The 17,333-nt window shown below is 71.6% G+C and carries 14 protein-coding genes and 1 tRNA gene; 6 read left to right on the top strand and 9 right to left on the bottom strand.

Features of this window, described 5'->3' with window-relative positions; genetic code table 11:
* Nucleotides 1-98 precede the first annotated feature (98 nt).
* The 7 genes from thrB to argS all read right to left on the bottom strand — a co-directional run bounded on the left by thrB (nt 99) and on the right by argS (nt 11,494).
* Nucleotides 99-1,043 carry a homoserine kinase gene (gene thrB, locus Vqi01_RS18235; protein WP_204036004.1) on the bottom strand — a complete coding sequence of 315 codons (945 nt, stop codon included), beginning with the start codon at nt 1,041-1,043 and terminating at the stop codon, nt 99-101.
* A 71-nt stretch (nt 1,044-1,114) separates the two neighbouring features.
* The gene (locus Vqi01_RS18230) at nt 1,115-2,353 is read right to left on the bottom strand and encodes an MFS transporter (RefSeq protein WP_204036003.1); all 1,239 of its coding nucleotides are present in this window, start codon (nt 2,351-2,353) and stop codon (nt 1,115-1,117) included.
* A gap of 97 nt (nt 2,354-2,450) precedes the next feature.
* A complete protein-coding gene (locus Vqi01_RS18225; RefSeq protein ID WP_204036002.1) occupies nt 2,451-5,741 on the bottom strand; it encodes an efflux RND transporter permease subunit in 3,291 nt (1,096 codons plus the stop codon).
* Between the two features lie 152 nt (nt 5,742-5,893).
* On the bottom strand, nt 5,894-6,943 hold the full coding sequence (thrC, locus tag Vqi01_RS18220; protein WP_204036001.1) for a threonine synthase: 1,050 nt from the start codon (nt 6,941-6,943) through the stop codon (nt 5,894-5,896).
* Between the two features lie 158 nt (nt 6,944-7,101).
* Nucleotides 7,102-8,403, bottom strand: a complete 1,302-nt coding sequence (locus Vqi01_RS18215) for a homoserine dehydrogenase (RefSeq protein WP_204036027.1) — start codon at nt 8,401-8,403, stop codon at nt 7,102-7,104.
* Between the two features lie 8 nt (nt 8,404-8,411).
* Nucleotides 8,412-9,824 carry a diaminopimelate decarboxylase gene (lysA, locus tag Vqi01_RS18210; RefSeq protein WP_204036000.1) on the bottom strand — a complete coding sequence of 471 codons (1,413 nt, stop codon included), beginning with the start codon at nt 9,822-9,824 and terminating at the stop codon, nt 8,412-8,414.
* 5 nt (nt 9,825-9,829) lie between these two features.
* Nucleotides 9,830-11,494, bottom strand: a complete 1,665-nt coding sequence (argS, locus tag Vqi01_RS18205) for an arginine--tRNA ligase (RefSeq protein WP_204035999.1) — start codon at nt 11,492-11,494, stop codon at nt 9,830-9,832.
* A gap of 101 nt (nt 11,495-11,595) precedes the next feature.
* Between argS and Vqi01_RS18200 the strand changes: the two genes are divergently transcribed.
* From Vqi01_RS18200 to Vqi01_RS18180, 5 genes are all read left to right on the top strand, one after another.
* Nucleotides 11,596-12,399, top strand: coding sequence for a thioredoxin-like domain-containing protein (locus Vqi01_RS18200; RefSeq protein ID WP_204035998.1), 804 nt, complete (start codon nt 11,596-11,598; stop codon nt 12,397-12,399).
* Between the two features lies 1 nt (nt 12,400).
* The gene (locus Vqi01_RS18195; RefSeq protein ID WP_204035997.1) at nt 12,401-13,057 is read left to right on the top strand and encodes a DUF305 domain-containing protein; all 657 of its coding nucleotides are present in this window, start codon (nt 12,401-12,403) and stop codon (nt 13,055-13,057) included.
* Between the two features lie 163 nt (nt 13,058-13,220).
* On the top strand, nt 13,221-13,913 hold the full coding sequence (locus tag Vqi01_RS18190; RefSeq protein WP_204035996.1) for a winged helix-turn-helix domain-containing protein: 693 nt from the start codon (nt 13,221-13,223) through the stop codon (nt 13,911-13,913).
* Nucleotides 13,914-13,975: 62 nt separating this feature from the next.
* Nucleotides 13,976-14,050: transfer RNA gene (locus Vqi01_RS18185), tRNA-Arg, on the top strand.
* 290 nt (nt 14,051-14,340) lie between these two features.
* The gene (locus Vqi01_RS18180; protein ID WP_204035995.1) at nt 14,341-15,003 is read left to right on the top strand and encodes a 4'-phosphopantetheinyl transferase family protein; all 663 of its coding nucleotides are present in this window, start codon (nt 14,341-14,343) and stop codon (nt 15,001-15,003) included.
* A 148-nt stretch (nt 15,004-15,151) separates the two neighbouring features.
* On the opposite strand, the gene Vqi01_RS18175 is transcribed toward Vqi01_RS18180, so the two are convergent.
* Nucleotides 15,152-16,114, bottom strand: a complete 963-nt coding sequence (locus Vqi01_RS18175; RefSeq protein WP_204035994.1) for a DNA polymerase domain-containing protein — start codon at nt 16,112-16,114, stop codon at nt 15,152-15,154.
* A 31-nt stretch (nt 16,115-16,145) separates the two neighbouring features.
* Nucleotides 16,146-16,622, bottom strand: coding sequence for an isocitrate lyase/phosphoenolpyruvate mutase family protein (locus Vqi01_RS18170; protein ID WP_239098478.1), 477 nt, complete (start codon nt 16,620-16,622; stop codon nt 16,146-16,148).
* 127 nt (nt 16,623-16,749) lie between these two features.
* Here Vqi01_RS18170 and Vqi01_RS18165 point away from each other — a divergent pair, with 127 nt between their 5' ends.
* On the top strand, nt 16,750-17,298 hold the full coding sequence (locus tag Vqi01_RS18165; RefSeq protein WP_204035993.1) for a TetR/AcrR family transcriptional regulator: 549 nt from the start codon (nt 16,750-16,752) through the stop codon (nt 17,296-17,298).
* Nucleotides 17,299-17,333 lie beyond the last annotated feature (35 nt).

The following is a 17,333-nucleotide window of genomic DNA, read 5'->3' as shown; positions in this document are numbered from 1 at the left end:
CCTAGGCAGGGATGACGGGCTTACCGCCGAAAGCTTCGGGGGTGCGCCGACCCGCAGAAGATCGCATGCTTCGCGGCTGTGCTAAGTCTAGAGCGTAATCAACTCTTCCGACCTGCGGCAACAGGGTCCCGCTCCGCGTGTCCGAGTCTACCCCGTCCGACCTGTGCGCCGGGTACGTCTACCGCCAACTGCAAAACTCGCCAATCTGTTCCCGGTTCGAAGCCTTCGGGCAGCTCAGAAAGGGCGAGCACGGTCGGGCCGGCCCCACTGACCACCGCCGCCACACCCATCTCACGCAACCCATTGACCAGGGCAGCCGTGCCCGGCATCGAGGGTGCGCGACTGTCCTGGTGCAGCCGGTCGGCGGTGGCCGGCAGCAGCAGGGCCGGCTGCGTGGTCAACGCGTGCACCAGCAGGGCCGCGCGGCCGGCGTTGAAGGCAGCGTCGCCGTGCGGCACGGCCGCCGGCAGCACCGCGCGGGCCGACGCGGTCAGCCCGTGCTCGGCGGGAACCAGCACCGCCGGACGTACGCCGTCGGCCACCGGCAGCGACACCGCCCGCGCCCCGGAAGGTTCCGTCCAGGCCACGGTGAAACCACCGAGCAGGCAGGGCGCCACATTGTCCGGGTGGCCCTCGATCCGGGCGGCGAGCCGTAGCACGGCGTCCTCGTCGAGGAGGCGTTCCCCGCCCACCACCAGGGCCCGGGCCAGCAGCACACCGGCGACGATCGCCGCCGAGGAGGAGCCGAGCCCGCGCGCCTGCGGAATGCGGTTCACGCACTCCACCGCCAACCCCGACGGCTGCCCGCCGAGTTCGTCGAAGGCCGTCCGCATCGCGCGGACCACGAGGTGTTCGTCATCGACCGGCAACTGGCCGGCACCCTCGCCGGTCACCGCCACCGTCACACCGCCGGTCGTCACCTCGGCGGACACCTCGTCGTGAAGCGCGAGGGCCAAACCCAACGCGTCGAAGCCCGGTCCCAGGTTCGCACTGGTGGCGGGAACCCGGACCCGGACCGGCCCGGTGGCGAATGTGGTCGACACGGGCCCATGCTAGGGCGCGATGCCGACGTCACCGAACGCCGCCCGGTTCCTGGGATCCGCCGGCGGTTGTTTCAGCGAGACCGCGTCGGATCGCCGACCGGTGTGACGAGCGGGAGCCGACGCGTCGCGATCCGCCAGCCGACCGCGTACACCAGCGTGACCAGGCCGCAGCCGGCCAGCACGACTCGCTCATCCACCGCGTCCACCACTCCCGCCACCGCCAGCTGGCTGACCGAGATCGCCAGGGTCGCCAGCATCATGTCGGTGGCGAACACCCGCCCCCGCAACCGGTCCGGCACCTCTTGTTGCAAGGCGAAGTTGGACATCACCCAGTTGCTGCCACCGGCGAAGTGCGCCACGAAGACCAGTACCAGCACCAGCGGGAACCAGGGCGCCACCGAGGCGCCGAGGTAGGCCAGCCCGTACGCCGACATGGAGAGTGCCAGCCCCGGCAGCAGCCACGCGCGGTTGGTCAGCACCCGACGCATCAGGATCGGGCCGACCAGGGCGCCCGCGCCGCGCACCGCGAACAGCAGGCCGGCACCCACCGGGCCGACCGCGTACACCCCGGCGAGCAGCGGAAAGACGGTCAGCACGCCGTTACCCAGGCCCACCGCCGACTTCACCGTCACCAGCGCCAGCACCCGCGGGCGATGCCCGATGTAGCCCAGTGCCTCACGGATGGCCGCCCAGGTCTGTGGCGTCGCCCCGCCCTGCTGCCGCGGGGCCTGCAACGGTCGGCGGATGCGCGCGGTGAGGCCCGCCGCGCCGACCAGAGCCACCGCGCCGACCCAGAAGCAGACGTACGGCCCGGCCGCGGCGCTGAGCACGCCACCGAGCGACGCGCCGACGATCGTCATCGTGCCCCAGGCCGACCCGGCCACCGCGTTACCGGCGGCCAGTTCTTCCGGCTCGAGCACGTTGGGCAGGGCGGCCTGCGCGGCCGGGGAGTAGAACGCCTTGGCCACCGCGACCACACCGATGCCGAGCATCGCCAACCAGGCCGTACCGGCGTCGCGCACGCCGAGCAGGAGCAGCACGCCGGCCAGCGCGGCGCCGTTCGCCAACATCATGATCTTGCGGCGGTCGAACCGGTCCGCGATGGTGCCGGTGTACGGCAGCAGCAGTGCCACGATGCCGGTGTCCACGGCGAGCACCAACGCGCCCCACACACCGCTGCCGGTCAGGTTCGGCAGCAGCACCAGCAGCGGCACCATGACGAACCAGTCAGCGCCGAACACCACCAGTTGGGCCAGGAACAGGTTGCGGAAGTGCCGGTTGCCGGTGAGGACGGAGAGGGTGGACGCCACGGGGCGGACCATACCGGGCGGCTGCCGGCGGCTTTGGTCGCAACCCGGACACACGACGTCCCGGCGGATCGAGACCCGCCGGGACGTCGCCGGCGGATCAGCCGCTGGGCGGGAACGGCGACTTGTGGCTCTTCGGCAGCCGGAGCACCTCGAACTGGTCGGTGCCGTCCACCAGCGCGCCGGAGGGTGCCGCCGGCACCGGCCGGCTCTGCGGCGCGGGGACGTCGGCCGACCCGCTGCCGACCGAGGCGCCCACCGGAATGGGCCCGGCCGGCTCAGTGTCGGCCCGGTGCGGGCCGCCGTCCGGCCCCTCGTCGACGGCGATCGCGCCGGATCGGCGTTGGCGCCGCGTCCGTAGCGACTGCTTGGTGTCCTCCACCATCGCGTACAGCGTCGGCACCAAGATCAGGGTGAGCAGGGTGGAGCTGAGCAGCCCACCGATCACCACGATCGCCAGCGGCCGGGAGATGAAACCGCCCTCGCCGGTGAGCCCGAAAGCCATCGGCATCAACGCGAAGATGGTGGCGATCGCGGTCATCAGGATCGGGCGCAGTCGGTGCCGGCCGCCCTCGACCACCGCCTGGCGCACCCCGAGCCCCTGTGCCCGGTACTGGTTCACCAGATCCAGCAGCACGATCGCGTTGGTCACCACGATGCCGACCAGCATCAGCACGCCGATCAGCGCCGGCACGCTCAGCGCGGTACCGGTGGCCAGCAGCAGGACCACCGCGCCGGTGGCCGCGAACGGGATGGAGACCAGCAGGATCAGCGCCTGGACCACGCTGCGGAACGTCGCCATCATGATCAGGAAGACGATCGCGATCGCGGCCAGCACGGCCAGGAACAGGTCGCCGAAGGTGTCCCGCTGCTCGGCGCTGACCCCGCCGAGCGTGAGCGTCGCACCCGGCACGTCGATCGCGTCGAGCCGGCTCTCCAGCTCCTTGCTGATCGCGCCGAGGTCGGAGCCGGTGACCGTGCCGGTCACCGAGACGCTGCGTTCGCCGTCGATCCGCCGGACCTGCTGCGGCCCCTCGGTCTCGGTGACCTCGGCGATGGCGTCCAGCCGCACCGGGCCGACCGGCAGCGCCTTCAGCTCCTCCACCGTCACCGGCGGCTGCGCCGACAGGCGCAGCACCACGTTCCGCTGGCCGCCGTCCAGGCTCACCTGGCCCACCGGCGTACCGCGGAACGCCTGCCCCACCAGCTCGCCGATCGCGGCCTCGCTGAGCCCGGCCCGGCTGGCGGCGACCCGGTCGATCTTCACCTCGATCCGCGGCACCCGGTCGGCCAGGGTGGTCGACACGTCCTCGACCCCCGCGATACCGGCCAGCGCCGCCTGGGCCTGCTCCGCGGCGCGGGCCAGTGCCTCCGGGTCGGCGGCCCGGACCACCACCGCCAGCTCGTTGGCGGATGCCCCGCCCTGACCGGCCGGGAAGGTGATCTCGCCGGCCGCCGCGCCGAGCTGCGCCAACCGCTCCCGCAGGATGCCGCGCATCTCGGCGGCGTCGGTGTCGCCGTCGAGCCGCAGCGCGTAGCTGGCCACGTTGTTGCCGGCACGCCCGGCCCACGGCGTGTCGCCACCGCCCGCGGTCACCTGGTACGACTGGACACCCGGGGTCTCCGCCAGCACCGCCTCGACGCGTCGGGCCGCGGCGTCGGTGCCGGCCAGCCCGGTGCCGACCGGCAGCTCCTGCCGGACGTTGAGGGTGTCCTGGCCGGAGTCGTCGAGGAAGTTGGTCTCCAGCTGACGGGCCAGACCGAAAGTGCCGACCAGCACGAGCAGGCCGGCGGCCAGGGTCGCCCAGCGGTACGCTCGCCGGCCGGTGGCGAACCGGATGACCGGCAGGTACGCCCGTTGCAGCGGATTGCGCAGCTCCCGCTGCTCGGCGGCCCGGCGGATCGCGGCACCGTCGGCCCCGGTCACCGGCTTGAGGAACCAGTACGCCAGCACCGGGACCACCGTCAGCGAGACCAGCAGCGAGGCGAGCAACGCCACGGTGACGGTGATCGCGAACGGTGCGAACAGCTGGCCGACGAAACCGCCGACCAGTGCGATCGGGGCGAAGACCGCGACCGTGGTCAGGGTGGACGCGGTGACCGCTCCGGCCACCTCGCGGACGGCGGTGAGGATCGCCTCGCGCTTGGCTCCGCCGTACGTGAGGTGGCGCTTGATGTTCTCCAGCACGACGATCGAGTCGTCCACCACCCGACCGACGGCGACGGTCAACGCGCCGAGGGTGAGCAGGTTGAGCGAGTAGTCGCCGATCCAGAGCGCGAGCAGTGCGACCACCACGGACAGCGGGATGGAGACCGCGGTGACCACCGTGGAGCGCACCGACAGCAGGAACACCAGGATGACCACCACGGCCATGATCAGACCCAGCAGGCCCTCGGTGCTCAGCGTCTTGATGGACTTCTCCACGAAGGGAGCCTGGTCGAGCACGACGGTCAGCTCGGCACCGGTGGCCTCGCGCAGCTCGGCGAGCCGGTCGGTGACCGCGTGCGAGATCTCCACGGCGTTGCCGTCCGGGTCCGCGGTGACCGCGATGCCCAGGCTCTCCGCGCCGTTGGTGCGGGTGATCGCCGTGGGCGGGGCGAGTTGTTCGGTGACGGTGGCGACGTCGCCGAGGCGGACGGGGCCCTTCTTGCCGGCCGGTGGCGCGACGACGATCCCGCGCAGCTCGTCCAGCGTGGCCAGCGGAGAACCGACCTGCACCGGCAGGGTGCGCTCGCCGTCGGCCACGGCGCCGGCCGGTACGGTCACCCCGTTGGCCCGCAAGGCGGTGCCGATGGCGGTCAGCTGCACCTTCGCCCTGGCCAGCTTGGTCGGATCCGGCATGATCACCACAAGGTCGTCCCGGACGCCGGTCAGCTCGACGCTGCGGACGCCCTCGATCGCCGCCAGCTCCGGCACCACGATGTCGCGCAGCTTGCCGGCCAGGGCGCGCTCGTCGCCACCACCGCTCGCGGCCAGTACCACGGCGGGCAGGTCGTCGGTGCTGCCCGCGAAGACCTGCGGGTCGACGCCCTCGGGCAGGCGGGTGCGGTTCAGCGCGGTCTGCATCTTGCCGACCACGTCGTCCAGGTCGGTGCCGAACTCGTACTGGGCGGTGATGGTGGTGAGGCCTTCACGGGAGGTGGAGGTGACGGTGTCGAGGGCGGGAATGCCCCGCAGACTGTTCTCGATCGGCTCGGTCACCTGCGACTCGACGACCTCCGGGGCGGCACCGGGGTACGAGGCCACGATGAAGGCGGCGGGAAACTCCAGCGACGGCAGGAGTTGCTGCTTCAGCGACGGCACGGCGTACACACCGAACGCTGTGGTCACCACCGCGATGAGGGCTACCAGCCCCCGGTTGGCGAGGCTGAATCTGGCGAGCAGCGACATCGGCGTGGCTCACTCCTGAGGGAGACGGTCCTGGGTACGAGCAGTGTGCCCGAACCGATCCGCCCGTCGGTCTCCGGGGCGGCACCGATCCGCAACGACGCCACCGGCGATTCCGCCGTCACACCCCATGATCAAGATGGGGTGGGTGGGGGTCAGGTGAGATCGAGAGAGCGGGCGGCGGCGATCGGGTCGTTGGCGATGGTGACCGGGGCGGGAGCGGTGGAGATCGCCCATTCCGGGTCCTTCAGACCGTGCCCGGTGACCGTGCAGACCACGGTGGACCCGGCCGGCACCCGGCCGGCGGCGGCCTGCTGGAACAGGCCCGCGACGCTGGCCGCGCTGCCGAGTTCGACGAAGACGCCGACCTCCCGAGCCAGCAGCCGGTAGGCGGCGAGGATCTCCCGGTCGGTGACCGCGTCGATCAGGCCGTCGGAGGCGTCCCGGGCATCGAGGGCCTTCGTCCAGCTCGCCGGGTTGCCGATCCGGATGGCGGTGGCGATGGTGGACGGCTCGGACACCACCTTCCCCGTGACGATCGGCGCGGCGCCGGCGGCCTGGAAGCCGTACATCTTCGGGGTGCGGCTGGCGTTGCCGGCGTCCCGGTCCTCGGTGTAGCCCATCCAGTAGGCGGTGATGTTGCCGGCGTTGCCCACCGGCAGGCAGTGGATGTCCGGCGCGTCGCCGAGCGCCTCGACGATCTCGAACGCCGCCGTCTTCTGGCCGTGCAACCGGTCGACGTTGACTGAGTTGACCAGGGCCACCGGGTAGTCCTGGGAGAGCTTCGCGGCCAGCGCCAGGCAGTCGTCGAAGTTGCCGTTGATCTGGAGCAGCTTGGCGCCGTGCACCAGCGCCTGGGCCAGCTTGCCCAGCGCGATCTTGCCCTGGGGCACGAGCACCGCGCAGGTCACCCCGGCCCGGGCGGCGTACGCGGCGGCGGAGGCGCTGGTGTTACCGGTGGAGGCGCAGATGATCGCCTTGTTGCCGGCCTCGACCGCCTTGGAGACCGCCATGGTCATGCCGCGGTCCTTGAAGGAGCCGGTCGGGTTCGCGCCCTCCACCTTCAGGTAGACGTCACAGCCGAGCCTGGCGGAGAGCACCGGCGCGGGCAGCAACGGGGTGTTGCCCTCGTGGAGGGTGACAATGGGCGTGGCCTCGGTGACCGGCAACCGGTCCCGATAGGCGTCGATCAAGCCCCGCCACATGTCGCTCTCCTCATCCTCGTCATGCCCGTTCGGCCACCGCCAGCCTGGCGCAGCCCTGCGGAGCGGTTCCGGGCGCACCCCCGGCCACCCACCTGCCGGGACGCCGCCGTCACAGCGTCCGTGGCCGAGCCGTCACAGCATCCGTGGCCGAGTGTTGGTCACAGGCCGCCCTCGACGCGCAGCACGCTCGCCACCGACCGGACGATCTCCAGGCCGCGCAGTTCGTCGACGGTCGCCGCGAGTGCCGCGTCCGGCGCCACGTGGGTCACGATCACCAGTACGGCGTCGCCCGTGCCGCCACCCGACGGGCCCTGCCGCACAGTGGCGATGGAGACGTCGTGCCGGGCGAACACCCCGGCCACCGCCTCCAACACACCCGGGCGGTCGGCCACGTCGAGGCTGATGTGGTAGCGGGTGAGCGCCTCCCCCATCGGCCGGACCGGCAGGGCCGCGTACGCGGACTCACTGGCCGCGCGGACCCCGGCGAGCCGGTTGCGGGCCACCGCCACCACGTCGCCGAGCACCGCGCTGGCGGTCGGCGCGCCACCCGCGCCACGCCCGTAGAACATCAACTGCCCGGCGGCCTCGGCCTCGATGAAGACCGCGTTGAACGCGTCGCCGACGCTGGCCAGCGGGTGGCTCAGCGGGATCAGCGCCGGATGCACCCGCACGCTGATCGTCTCCCGGCCGGCCGCGTCCGCGCCCCGAGCGGCGATGCAGAGCAGTTTGATCGTGCAGCCCATCGCCTTCGCGCTGGCCATGTCGGCCGCGGTGACCTCGGTGATGCCCTCCCGGTGCACGTCGGCCGCGCTGACCCGGGTGTGGAAGGCCAGCGAGGCGAGGATGGCCGCCTTGGCCGCCGCGTCGAAGCCCTCCACGTCGGCGGTCGGGTCGGCCTCGGCGTACCCCAGCTCGGTCGCCTCCTCCAGCGCCTCGGCGAAGCCGGCGCCGGTGGCGTGCATGGCGGAGAGGATGAAGTTGGTGGTGCCGTTGACGATGCCGGTGACCTGGGTCACCCGGTCCCCGTGCAGCGACTCCCGCAACGGGCGCAACAGCGGGATCGCCCCGGCCACGGACGCCTCGTAGTAGAGGTCGCCGCCGCCCTCGGCCGCCGCGTCGTGCAGTGCACCGCCGTCCTCGGCGAGCAACGCCTTGTTCGCGGTGACCACGCTCTTGCCGGCCCGCAGCGCCTCCAACAGCCAGCTACGCGCCGGCTCCAGCCCGCCGACCACCTCGACCACCACGTCGACGTCGTCGCGCTTGATCAGCCCGAGCGCGTCGGTGGTGAACAGGGCCGGGTCGACCGGCAGGTCGCCGCGGTCGCGCCCGATCCGGCGTACCGCGATGCCGGCGATCTCCAGGGGAGCACCGATCCGGGCGGCGAGGTCCGCCGACTGCTCATGCAGCAGCCGGACCACCTCGGCACCAACGGTGCCGCAACCGAGCAGGGCCAGGCGCACAGGTGACTTCATTCCACGTCCAAAGCGAGCAGGTCCTCTTCAGTCTCCCGCCGAACGATCAGCCGAGCCTGGCCGTTACGTACCGCGACCACCGGGGGTCGGGGCACGTGGTTGTAGTTGCTGGCCATGCTGCGACAGTAGGCGCCCGTGCCGGGCACCGCGACAAGATCTCCGGGCTGAACGTCGGCGGGCAGGAATTCATCCTTCACCACAATGTCCCCGGACTCACAATGCTTTCCCACCACGCGGGCGAGCACCGGTTCCGCCACGCTGGCTCGGGAGGCGAGCGTCGCGGAGTAGGAAGCGTCGTAGAGCGCGGTGCGGATGTTGTCGCTCATCCCGCCGTCGACGCTGACATAGGCACGACGACCATCGGCTGGATCGTTACCAGTGCCGATCAGTACGGACTTGACCGTGCCCACCTCGTAGAGGGTGAACACGGCCGGGCCGACGATCGCCCGGCCGGGCTCGATGGACAGGTGCGGTACGGCCAGCCGCTCCGCCGCGCACTCGGAATCCACGATCTTGCGCAGCCGCTTGGCCAGCTCCTCCGGCGTCGAGGGGTTGTCCTGGGTGGTGTACGCGATGCCGAAGCCACCACCGAGGTCAAGTTCGGGCAGCTCCACCCCGCGGGCGTCGCGGATCTGCGCCTGAAGGGTCAGCACCCGGCGGGCGGAGACCTCGAACCCGCTGGTGTCGAAGATCTGCGAGCCGATGTGCGAGTGCAGGCCACGCAGCTCCAGCACATCCTCGTCGAGGATGCGCAGCGCGGCGGTGATGGCCGCCCCGCCGGCCAGCGAGAAGCCGAACTTCTGGTCCTCGTGGGCGGTGGCGATGAACTCGTGGGTGTGCGCCTCGACCCCGACGGTGACCCGGAGAAGCACCCGGGGACGTACGCCCCTTTCGCGGGCCAGCGCGGTGAGCCGGTCGATCTCGGCGAACGAGTCGACGATGATCCGGCCGACTCCGGCGTCCAGCGCCCGGCGCAGCTCGGCGACGGACTTGTTGTTGCCGTGAAAGCCGATCCGTTCCGGCGGCATCCCGCCGGCCAGCGCCACGGCCAGCTCGCCGCCGCTGCACACGTCGAGGAACATGCCCTCCTCGGCGATCATCCGGACCACAGCGCGGCAGAGGAACGCCTTGCCCGCGTAGTAGACGTCCTCGTTCGGGAACGCCGCCCGGAAGTCCCGGCAACGCGACCGCAGGTCATCCTCGTCCAGCACGTACACCGGCGTACCGAATTCGGCGGCGATGTCGCGTACGTCCAGGCCCGCGACGACCAGCGCGCCGGCGTCGCCGCGCCGGGTGTTGCGCGGCCACAGCTGCGGTACCAGGGCATTGACGTCGACCGGGGTACGCAGCCAGGCCGGCCCCCGGCTGCCGAGGTCGCCGTGCATCGCACCGGCTTCGTGAGCACGCATGGCGGTTACATCCTCTCCGGGGCCGAGACGCCGAGCAGGCGCAGCCCGTTGGCGATCACCACCCGGGTGGCGTCGTTGAGCCAGAGCCGGGCCCGATGCAGGTCGGTGACCTCCTCGTCACCGCGGGGCAGGATCCGGCAGTTGTCGTAGAACCGGTGGTACGCCCCGGCCAGGTCCTCCAGGTAGCGGGCCACCCGGTGCGGCTCGCGCAACTCGGCGGCGGCGGCCACCACGGCGGGGAACTCGGCGAGCGCCTTGAGCAGCTCGTTCTCCTTGTCGTGGTCGAGCAGCTCGGGGCGGAACGACACGGCATCGCCCCGGGTCAGCCCGACCTCGGCGGCGTTGCGTCCGACGCTGGCCGTCCGGGCCGCGACGTACTGCACGTAATAGACCGGATTGTCACGGGTCGCCCGGGTCCACAGTTCGATGTCGATGTCGATCGGCGAGTCGCTGGAGTAGCGGGCCAGGGCGTATCGGGCGGCGTCCACCCCGATCGCGTCGACCAGGTCCTCCAGGGTGATCACGGTGCCGGCGCGCTTGCTCATCCGCATCGGCGCTCCGTCCCGGAGCAGGTTGACCAACTGACCGATGAGGATCTCCAGGGTCACCTCGGGGTCGTCGCCGAAGCAGGCCGCCATCGCCTTCATCCGGCCGACGTAGCCGTGATGATCGGCCCCGAGCATGATCACAGCCCGCTCAAAGCCGCGTTCCCGCTTGTCCAGGTAGTATGCGCAGTCCGCGGCGAAGTACGTCCACTCGCCGTTGGACTTGCGCAGCACCCGGTCCTTGTCGTCACCGAAGTCGGTGGTCCGCAGCCAGGTGGCGCCGTCGGCCTCGAAGACCCGCCCCTGCTCGCGCAGCCGGGTCAGGGCGTGCTCCAGCTCGCCCCGGTCGTGCAGGTCCTTCTCGTTGAAGTAGGTGTCAAACTCCACCCCGAAGTCGCGCAGCGAGGACTTGATCTCCTCGAACATCAGCTCGACGCCCTCCACCCGGAAGACCTCCTGCGCGGCGGCCTCGTCCAGCTCCAGCACGTCCGGCCGGCGGGCGGTGACCTGGGCGGCGATCTCGCCGATGTACGCGCCGCCGTAGCCGTCCTCCGGGGCCGCCTCGCCCCTGGCGGCGGCGAGCAGCGACCGGGCGAACCGGTCGATCTGCGAACCGGCGTCGTTGAAGTAGTACTCCGTGCCGACCTCCGCCCCGGTGGCTCGCAGCAGCCGGCTCAGCGCGTCGCCGACCGCCGCCCATCGGACTCCGCCGATGTGCACCGGACCGGTGGGGTTGGCCGAGACGAACTCCAGATTGATCTTCAGAGCGGCGAGCCGGTCGCTGCGGCCGTACTCCGTGCCGGCCTCCACGATCGTCCGGGCGAGCTGGCCGGCGGCGGCGGCGTCCAGCCGGATGTTCAGGAAGCCCGGCCCGGCGATCTCCACCGACTTGATTCCCGGCGTGCTGGCGAGCTGCGCGGCCAGCGCCGCGGCCAGCTCGCGGGGCGGGACGCCCACCTTCTTGCTCAGCTGGAGCGCCAGCGTGGCGGCGTAGTCGCCATGTTCAGGATTACGGGGTCGTTCGACCGTTGTGTGCTCGGGCAGCGCGGAGCGGTCCAGCCCTCGGTCGGCGAAGACGGCGTGAGCGGCGGCGAGGACAGCTTCGGCGAGTTCTGCGGGAGTCACCGATCCATGTTATCGGGGGTAGACTCGGTCCCCGCGGCGGCGACCCGGCATCGGGGGCCGGGCCGCCGGACTCCTCTGACCGACCGACCTGACGAGGCACGATGAGCATCAGCACCCCGGGCGGCCCGCAGCGCCGCCCGACCGTGGTCAGCACCGGCAAGAAGCCGGCGGCGGGTCGGCCGGCCGCCGGCGCCAAGGCCGGTTCCGGCAAGCCCGCGACCCCCCAGCGCTCCGGCGGCGGCAAGGGGCCGCGCAAGCCGATAACCCCGGTCAAGGTCAGCCAGGGCCGGTCCTGGGGACCGATCGCCCTCTTCGTCGCCGTTGGTGTGCTCGCCGCCTCGATCATCGGATACGGCGCCTGGGCGACCTTCAAGGGCAGCCAGTCCTGGCAGGACAAGGCGGCGCAGATCGAGGGGATCGTCAACTTCCGCAAGACGGACCCGGAGAGCATCAGCAATCAGGAGCACCGGACCGGCAAGATCGAGTACAAGCAGAGCCCGCCGGTCGGCGGTCCGCACAACGCCACCTGGCAGCGTTGCCTCGGCGACGTCTACGACGCGCCGATCGCCAACGAGCACGCGCTGCACAGCCTGGAGCACGGCGCGGTCTGGCTCACCTACCGCCCCGACCTGCCCGCCGCCGACGTGGAGAAGCTGGCCAGCGTGATCCGCAACAACGACTTCATGCTGATGAGCCCGTACGAGGGCCTCGACGCCCCGATCTCCATTCAGGCATGGGGCTACCAGCTCAAGGTCGACAAGGCCGACGACCCGCGGCTCAAGGAGTTCGCCACCGTCCTGGCGCAGAACGCCTCGGTGGAGCCGGGCGTGCCGTGCTCCTCCGGCAACTACACCACCGGCACCGGCACGGAGCCGCGCGAGCTCGAGCCGTCGATGGGTGGTTGACGTGGCCACCGCGCTTCAGGACCCCTCGGTGGAGGAGCGGACGGGCCCGGCGGAAGCCAGCCGGAGCCCTCGGCTGCTGCGCTACCTGACGCTGGCCCTGGCGGCACTGCTGCTGCTCGGTGTCGGTTGGACGGCCGCGACGCTGGTCGCCGGGCGCACCCCGGGCGAGAACTCGCCCGAGGCCGGCTTTGCCCGGGACATGGCCCGCCACCACGCCCAGGCGGTCGAGATGGCCATGATCGCGTACGCCAAGGGGCAGGACCCGGCGATCCGGCAGATCGGGTACGACATGGCGCTGACCCAGCAGGGCCAGATCGGCCAGATGCAGCGCTGGTTGCAGGAGTGGAACCTGCTCCCGACGGGTTCCCGGCCAGCGATGGAGTGGATGCCCGACGGGATCACGGTGGACAACAACGGGCTGATGCCCGGCATGGCCACCCGCGAGCAGATCACCCAACTGCACGAGGCGCAGGGCGCCGAGGTCGACCGCCTCTTCATCGAGCTGATGATCAAGCACCACATCGGCGGCGTCCACATGGCCGACGGGGTGCTCAAAGCCTCCGACCGTCCCGAGGTGGTCCGGATGGCCGAGGCGATGAAGCTGTCGCAGCAGAAGGAGATCAACGAGCTGCGCAAGCTCCAGCAGGCCGGCGGCTGAGCCGCCCGCAACCGTACGATCCAGCGCCGCCCCGCTCACCACGAGCGGGGCGGCGTCGTCGTATCAAAGGTCGGAGATAGGGGCTTCCGCTCCGTGTTGTGACCATAAGACCGATTTTCCCTCTAGGGGTTACTTGGGGGGAACTGCACTCGTTGTCCAGCACGTGGGGGTTGCACTCAGAGACGCGCAGCGCTCGGTCACCAGCTGGTGCCGGCGCCACACCATCGGCGGTGACGGGACGGTGGCAGCCGTCCGTCGCGGACAGCGGCAGGGTGAGCCGGGAACACTCAGCCGCGAACAGGAGCTGGAACTGATCGACACCCTCCGGGGTGTCCACCCCGACGCCTTCGGCCTGGACGAGGAGCTGTGGACCCGACAGAGTCTGCACGCCCTGATCCAGCAGCGTTTCGGGCTGAATCTGGATCTCGGGGTCGTCGGCGCCTATCTGCGCGCCTGGGGGCTGGGCCCGCGGGAGCCCCGGGAGCGGGCCTGCGGTCTCTGCGTCGGCTCGGTCGAACGCTGGGTACGCAGCGAGTATCCGGCGATCACCCGGGCCGCGCAGGAGCACCTCGCCGAGGTGTACTGGATCGGCCGGGTCCGGCTCCGGGGCACCATGCCGGCGGCCGACGTGATCTCGGCCGTCTCCGCACGGGGCCGGGTACGCTTCATGGTCACCACACCGTCGGTGGACCCGCGGATGCCCCGGGACTTCGTGCTCCGGCTCAGCGGCGCCGAGCAGCGCACCGTACATCTCATCGTGGACGGCTCCTGGGCCCGCAACGAATGGCCGCGCCGGCTTCCCCGCCGCATCGTGCCGCATCCGCTGCCCAGTTGCGGGCGGGCGTTGGCCGCCTGACAGCCCGCCGATACCGATTCGGCGATCGGCTACGGGGTTTGCTAGTCTTCTCCAGTCACTGAGCCCCCGTAGCTCAGGGGATAGAGCACCGCCCTCCGGAGGCGGGGGCGCAGGTTCGAATCCTGCCGGGGGCACCAGATAGACCATATGCACACCAAGCCGGACGGCCGCTGCCGTCCGGCTTGTTCGTTTGGGCCCCGAAAGTCCCCCCAGTAGATCTTGGACGCGGAAAGCCAAGCTAGGGGCAGAAAATGTCCAAGATTGCCCGGCACACGCCTCACGCAGGTTGCACCCATGCCCCGGAGGTGCCCGCGCCGACCAGCAAAAATCCACCCTCCGCAGCCACACTCCTTCGCCGGCCCCCGCGCAAGACACCGCAACTCGCAGCCTCAACCGGCCCGGCCGTGCTCGCATATCATCGATCACCGTGATCGAGCGGATCCTGCCTCCGGCCGTGGTGGTGGTCGAGTCCTTCAGCGACCCCGACGGGGCGATGCTCTTCCCCGAGGAGGAGGCGGTCATCGCGAAGGCGGTGCAGAAGCGCCGACGCGAGTTCACCACCGTGCGGGACTGCGCCCGGCGGGCGCTGGGACAGATGGGCCTGGCGCCGGCGCCGATCCTGCCGGGCGTCCGGGGCGCCCCGGTCTGGCCGGACGGGGTGGTCGGCAGCATGACCCACTGTGACGGCTACCGCGGCGCGGCCCTCGCCCGCTCGGCGGAGATCGCCACCATCGGCGTCGACGCCGAGCCGCACGCGCCGCTGCCGGACGGCGTGCTCGGCGCGATCGCCCTGCCCGGCGAGCGGACCCGCACCGCGGCGCTCGCCGCCGACCAGCCGGCGGTCTGCTGGGACCGCCTGCTGTTCAGCGCGAAGGAGTCGGTGTACAAGGCGTGGTTTCCGCTGACCGGCCGATGGCTGGGCTTCGACGAGGCGGACATCGAGCTGGCCCCGGACGGCACGTTCGTCGCCCGGCTGCTGGTGCCCGGCCCGCTGCTCGGGGGAACCCCCGTGACCAGCTTCCAGGGCCGGTTCCTGGTCGACCGGGGCCTGCTGCTCACCGCCATCGCCGTGCCGGCCACCGCCGGCTGAGCACCGCGCGGAATACCGGCAGTCAGATGATCGACTCTGTTCCGTCGGTACGGCGGTATCCGATCGGTCAGGACACCGCCATTACGGCGAAACGGCCGCCGACGAAACGGCGATGAGGAGCTCGAACACGCGCTGGGCCGGCGCGTACTCAGTCGGCGGCGGCGCGCCGGGCGCGGGCCCGGCGGCGACCCTCGTGCATTGCCTGCACCCTCGGCACCGGAATGCTCCGGCCCTCCTCGACCAGGTCGGCCGGGAGTTGCTGCGGCGGGGGCATCAGCTCCGCCCACGGGTCCCGCTCCGCCACCAGCTCGGTGACGGTCCGGATGGTGAAGTCCGCAGGGGTCACCGATTCCAGCTCCGCCCAGGACACCGGGAAGGAGGCCGGCACCCCGGGACGCAGCCGTGGACTGTAGACCGACACGACGGTCGCGCCGCCGGATCGGGTGGGGTCGACGTAGACCTTGCCGCCCCGGTCGGCGCGGATGAACGCGGTGGTCGCCAACGCCGGATCCAGCCGCTCCGCGCGCGCCGCGAGGGCCCGGGTCGCCGCGCCCACCTCCTCGGCGTCCGCGTCGGCGGTGACCGGGACGAAGACGTGCAGTCCCTTCGCCCCGCTGGTTTTCACCGCGCCGGCCAACCCGGCGTCTGCGAGGGCCTGCCGGACCAGCAGCGCGGCACCCACCCCGGCGGCGAAACCGCCGTCGGACGGCGGGTCGAGGTCGAGCACCAGGTGGGTGGGGCGGCTCAGGTCGTCGACCGTGGCCAGGGTCGGGTGGTACTCCACTGCCCGCTGGTTGGCGAACCAGAGCAGCGTACGGCGGTCGTCGCAGAGCGCGTACGCGATCTCCCGCTGGGACGCCTCGGCCCAGATCGGCACCCGGCGCACCCAGTCGGGGGTGTAGCGGGGCAGGTTCTTCTGCATGAACGGCGGCTGGCCCGGGCGCACCCGGACCACCGACAGCGGACGGTCCCGCAGCTGCGGAACGATGCGGTCGGCCACCGCGTCGAGGTAGTCGACCAGGTCGCGCTTGACCGCGCCGGAGCCGTCGAACAGCACCTGGTCGAGGTTGGTCAGCGCCACCCCGGCCCGGGTTTCCTCCGCCTCGCTCACCCGACCACCATCCCGGCCCGGCGCCCGGCGGTCAACCGGAACGCGGCTCAGGCGAGCGAGTCTCCGGCGGCGATCGCGGCGAGCAGACGGGCGGCGTGCGCGCGGGTCGCCGCGTACAGGCCGGAGCCGTAACTGATCCGGGCCACCCCCAGGGCCGCCAACTCGGCGACCGCCGGTGCCCCGGCGCCGCCCCGGCGTCGAGCAGGCGGCCGACGAGTTCGTCCGGTCCCAGGCCGTAACCGCGCTCCAGGTCGGCGGTGACCGGCACGGTGACCGCCCGGGTGATCCGGGTCACGGCGCCGAACATCTCGTCACGTGGGAGGTTCTCCCCGTCGGTGTGACCGAGCGATTCGGCGACGGCGGCGCTGCCGGTGGCCACGGCCGGGAAACCGGCGTCGGCCACCGCCCGGGCCGACCCGGCGTCCCAGGAATTGGGCAGGACCAGCGGATCGTTCGGCCGGTGCAGGGCCCGCAGCCGGCTCGCCTGCTCGGCCAGGGAAACGGTCATGAGGTCGATTGTCGGGCGAGCGGCGGCCTGCCCTGGAGAGCCAATCGGCTGCCGGCGGCTGTGGGGCACGCCACTGATCTGACCGACCGGTCAGCTCCTGACCGATCGGTCAGGCATGCTGAGGACCATGGCCCGCCCCGCTCCGCAGACCCACGGCGAGATCCTCGCCGCCGCGGCGAAACGCTTCGCCGTCACCGGCTACCGGGGCACCTCACTACAGGACATCGCCAGCGAGGTGGGCTGCTCCAAGGCAGCAGTGCTCTACCACTTCGCCAACAAGGAGGCCATCCTCACCGAATTGATGGCACCGGCGATCGAGGTGTTGCGGGCACTCGACGAGCGGATCGCGGCCCAGCCCGAACCGGCGTCGGCCCAGCGGGTCGCCGCCGAGGGCTTCGTCGACCTTGCCGTCCGCTTCCGCGGTGAGATCGCCCTGCTTCGCGGCGAGTTCCCCGAGCTGCTGCAACAGCCCGACTTCGCACACATCCAGCAAATCTCCGAGCGGCTACTCGCCGCGCTGGCCGGGCGATCCGAGCGGGCCTCGGCCCGGATCGCCGCCTTCGTACTGCTCGCCGGCATCGCCGAGACCTGCGGCGAGTTCTCCGACGTGGCCGACGAGGAACTGCGCGACGCGTTGCTGGCGCTGCTGCGACGGGCTCTGGCGCCCGTCCACTGACCCGTCCCACCATCCACGATCGAGGGAAAGGACCT

This window comes from Micromonospora qiuiae (assembly GCF_016863555.1).
Taxonomy (GTDB): domain Bacteria; phylum Actinomycetota; class Actinomycetes; order Mycobacteriales; family Micromonosporaceae; genus Micromonospora; species Micromonospora qiuiae.
This window is presented reverse-complemented; position numbering and strand designations above follow the sequence as displayed.

Excerpts from the sequence above, each read along its gene's own strand:
- Vqi01_RS18225 (WP_204036002.1), bottom strand. The coding sequence starts at position 5,741 with ATGTCGCTGCTCGCCAGATTCAGCCTCGCCAACCGGGGGCTGGTAGCC.
- thrC (WP_204036001.1), bottom strand. The coding sequence starts at position 6,943 with ATGTGGCGGGGCTTGATCGACGCCTATCGGGACCGGTTGCCGGTCACC.
- lysA (WP_204036000.1), bottom strand. The coding sequence starts at position 9,824 with ATGCGTGCTCACGAAGCCGGTGCGATGCACGGCGACCTCGGCAGCCGG.
- Vqi01_RS18200 (WP_204035998.1), top strand. The coding sequence starts at position 11,596 with ATGAGCATCAGCACCCCGGGCGGCCCGCAGCGCCGCCCGACCGTGGTC.
- Vqi01_RS18170 (WP_239098478.1), bottom strand. The coding sequence starts at position 16,622 with ATGACCGTTTCCCTGGCCGAGCAGGCGAGCCGGCTGCGGGCCCTGCAC.
- Vqi01_RS18165 (WP_204035993.1), top strand. The coding sequence starts at position 16,750 with ATGGCCCGCCCCGCTCCGCAGACCCACGGCGAGATCCTCGCCGCCGCG.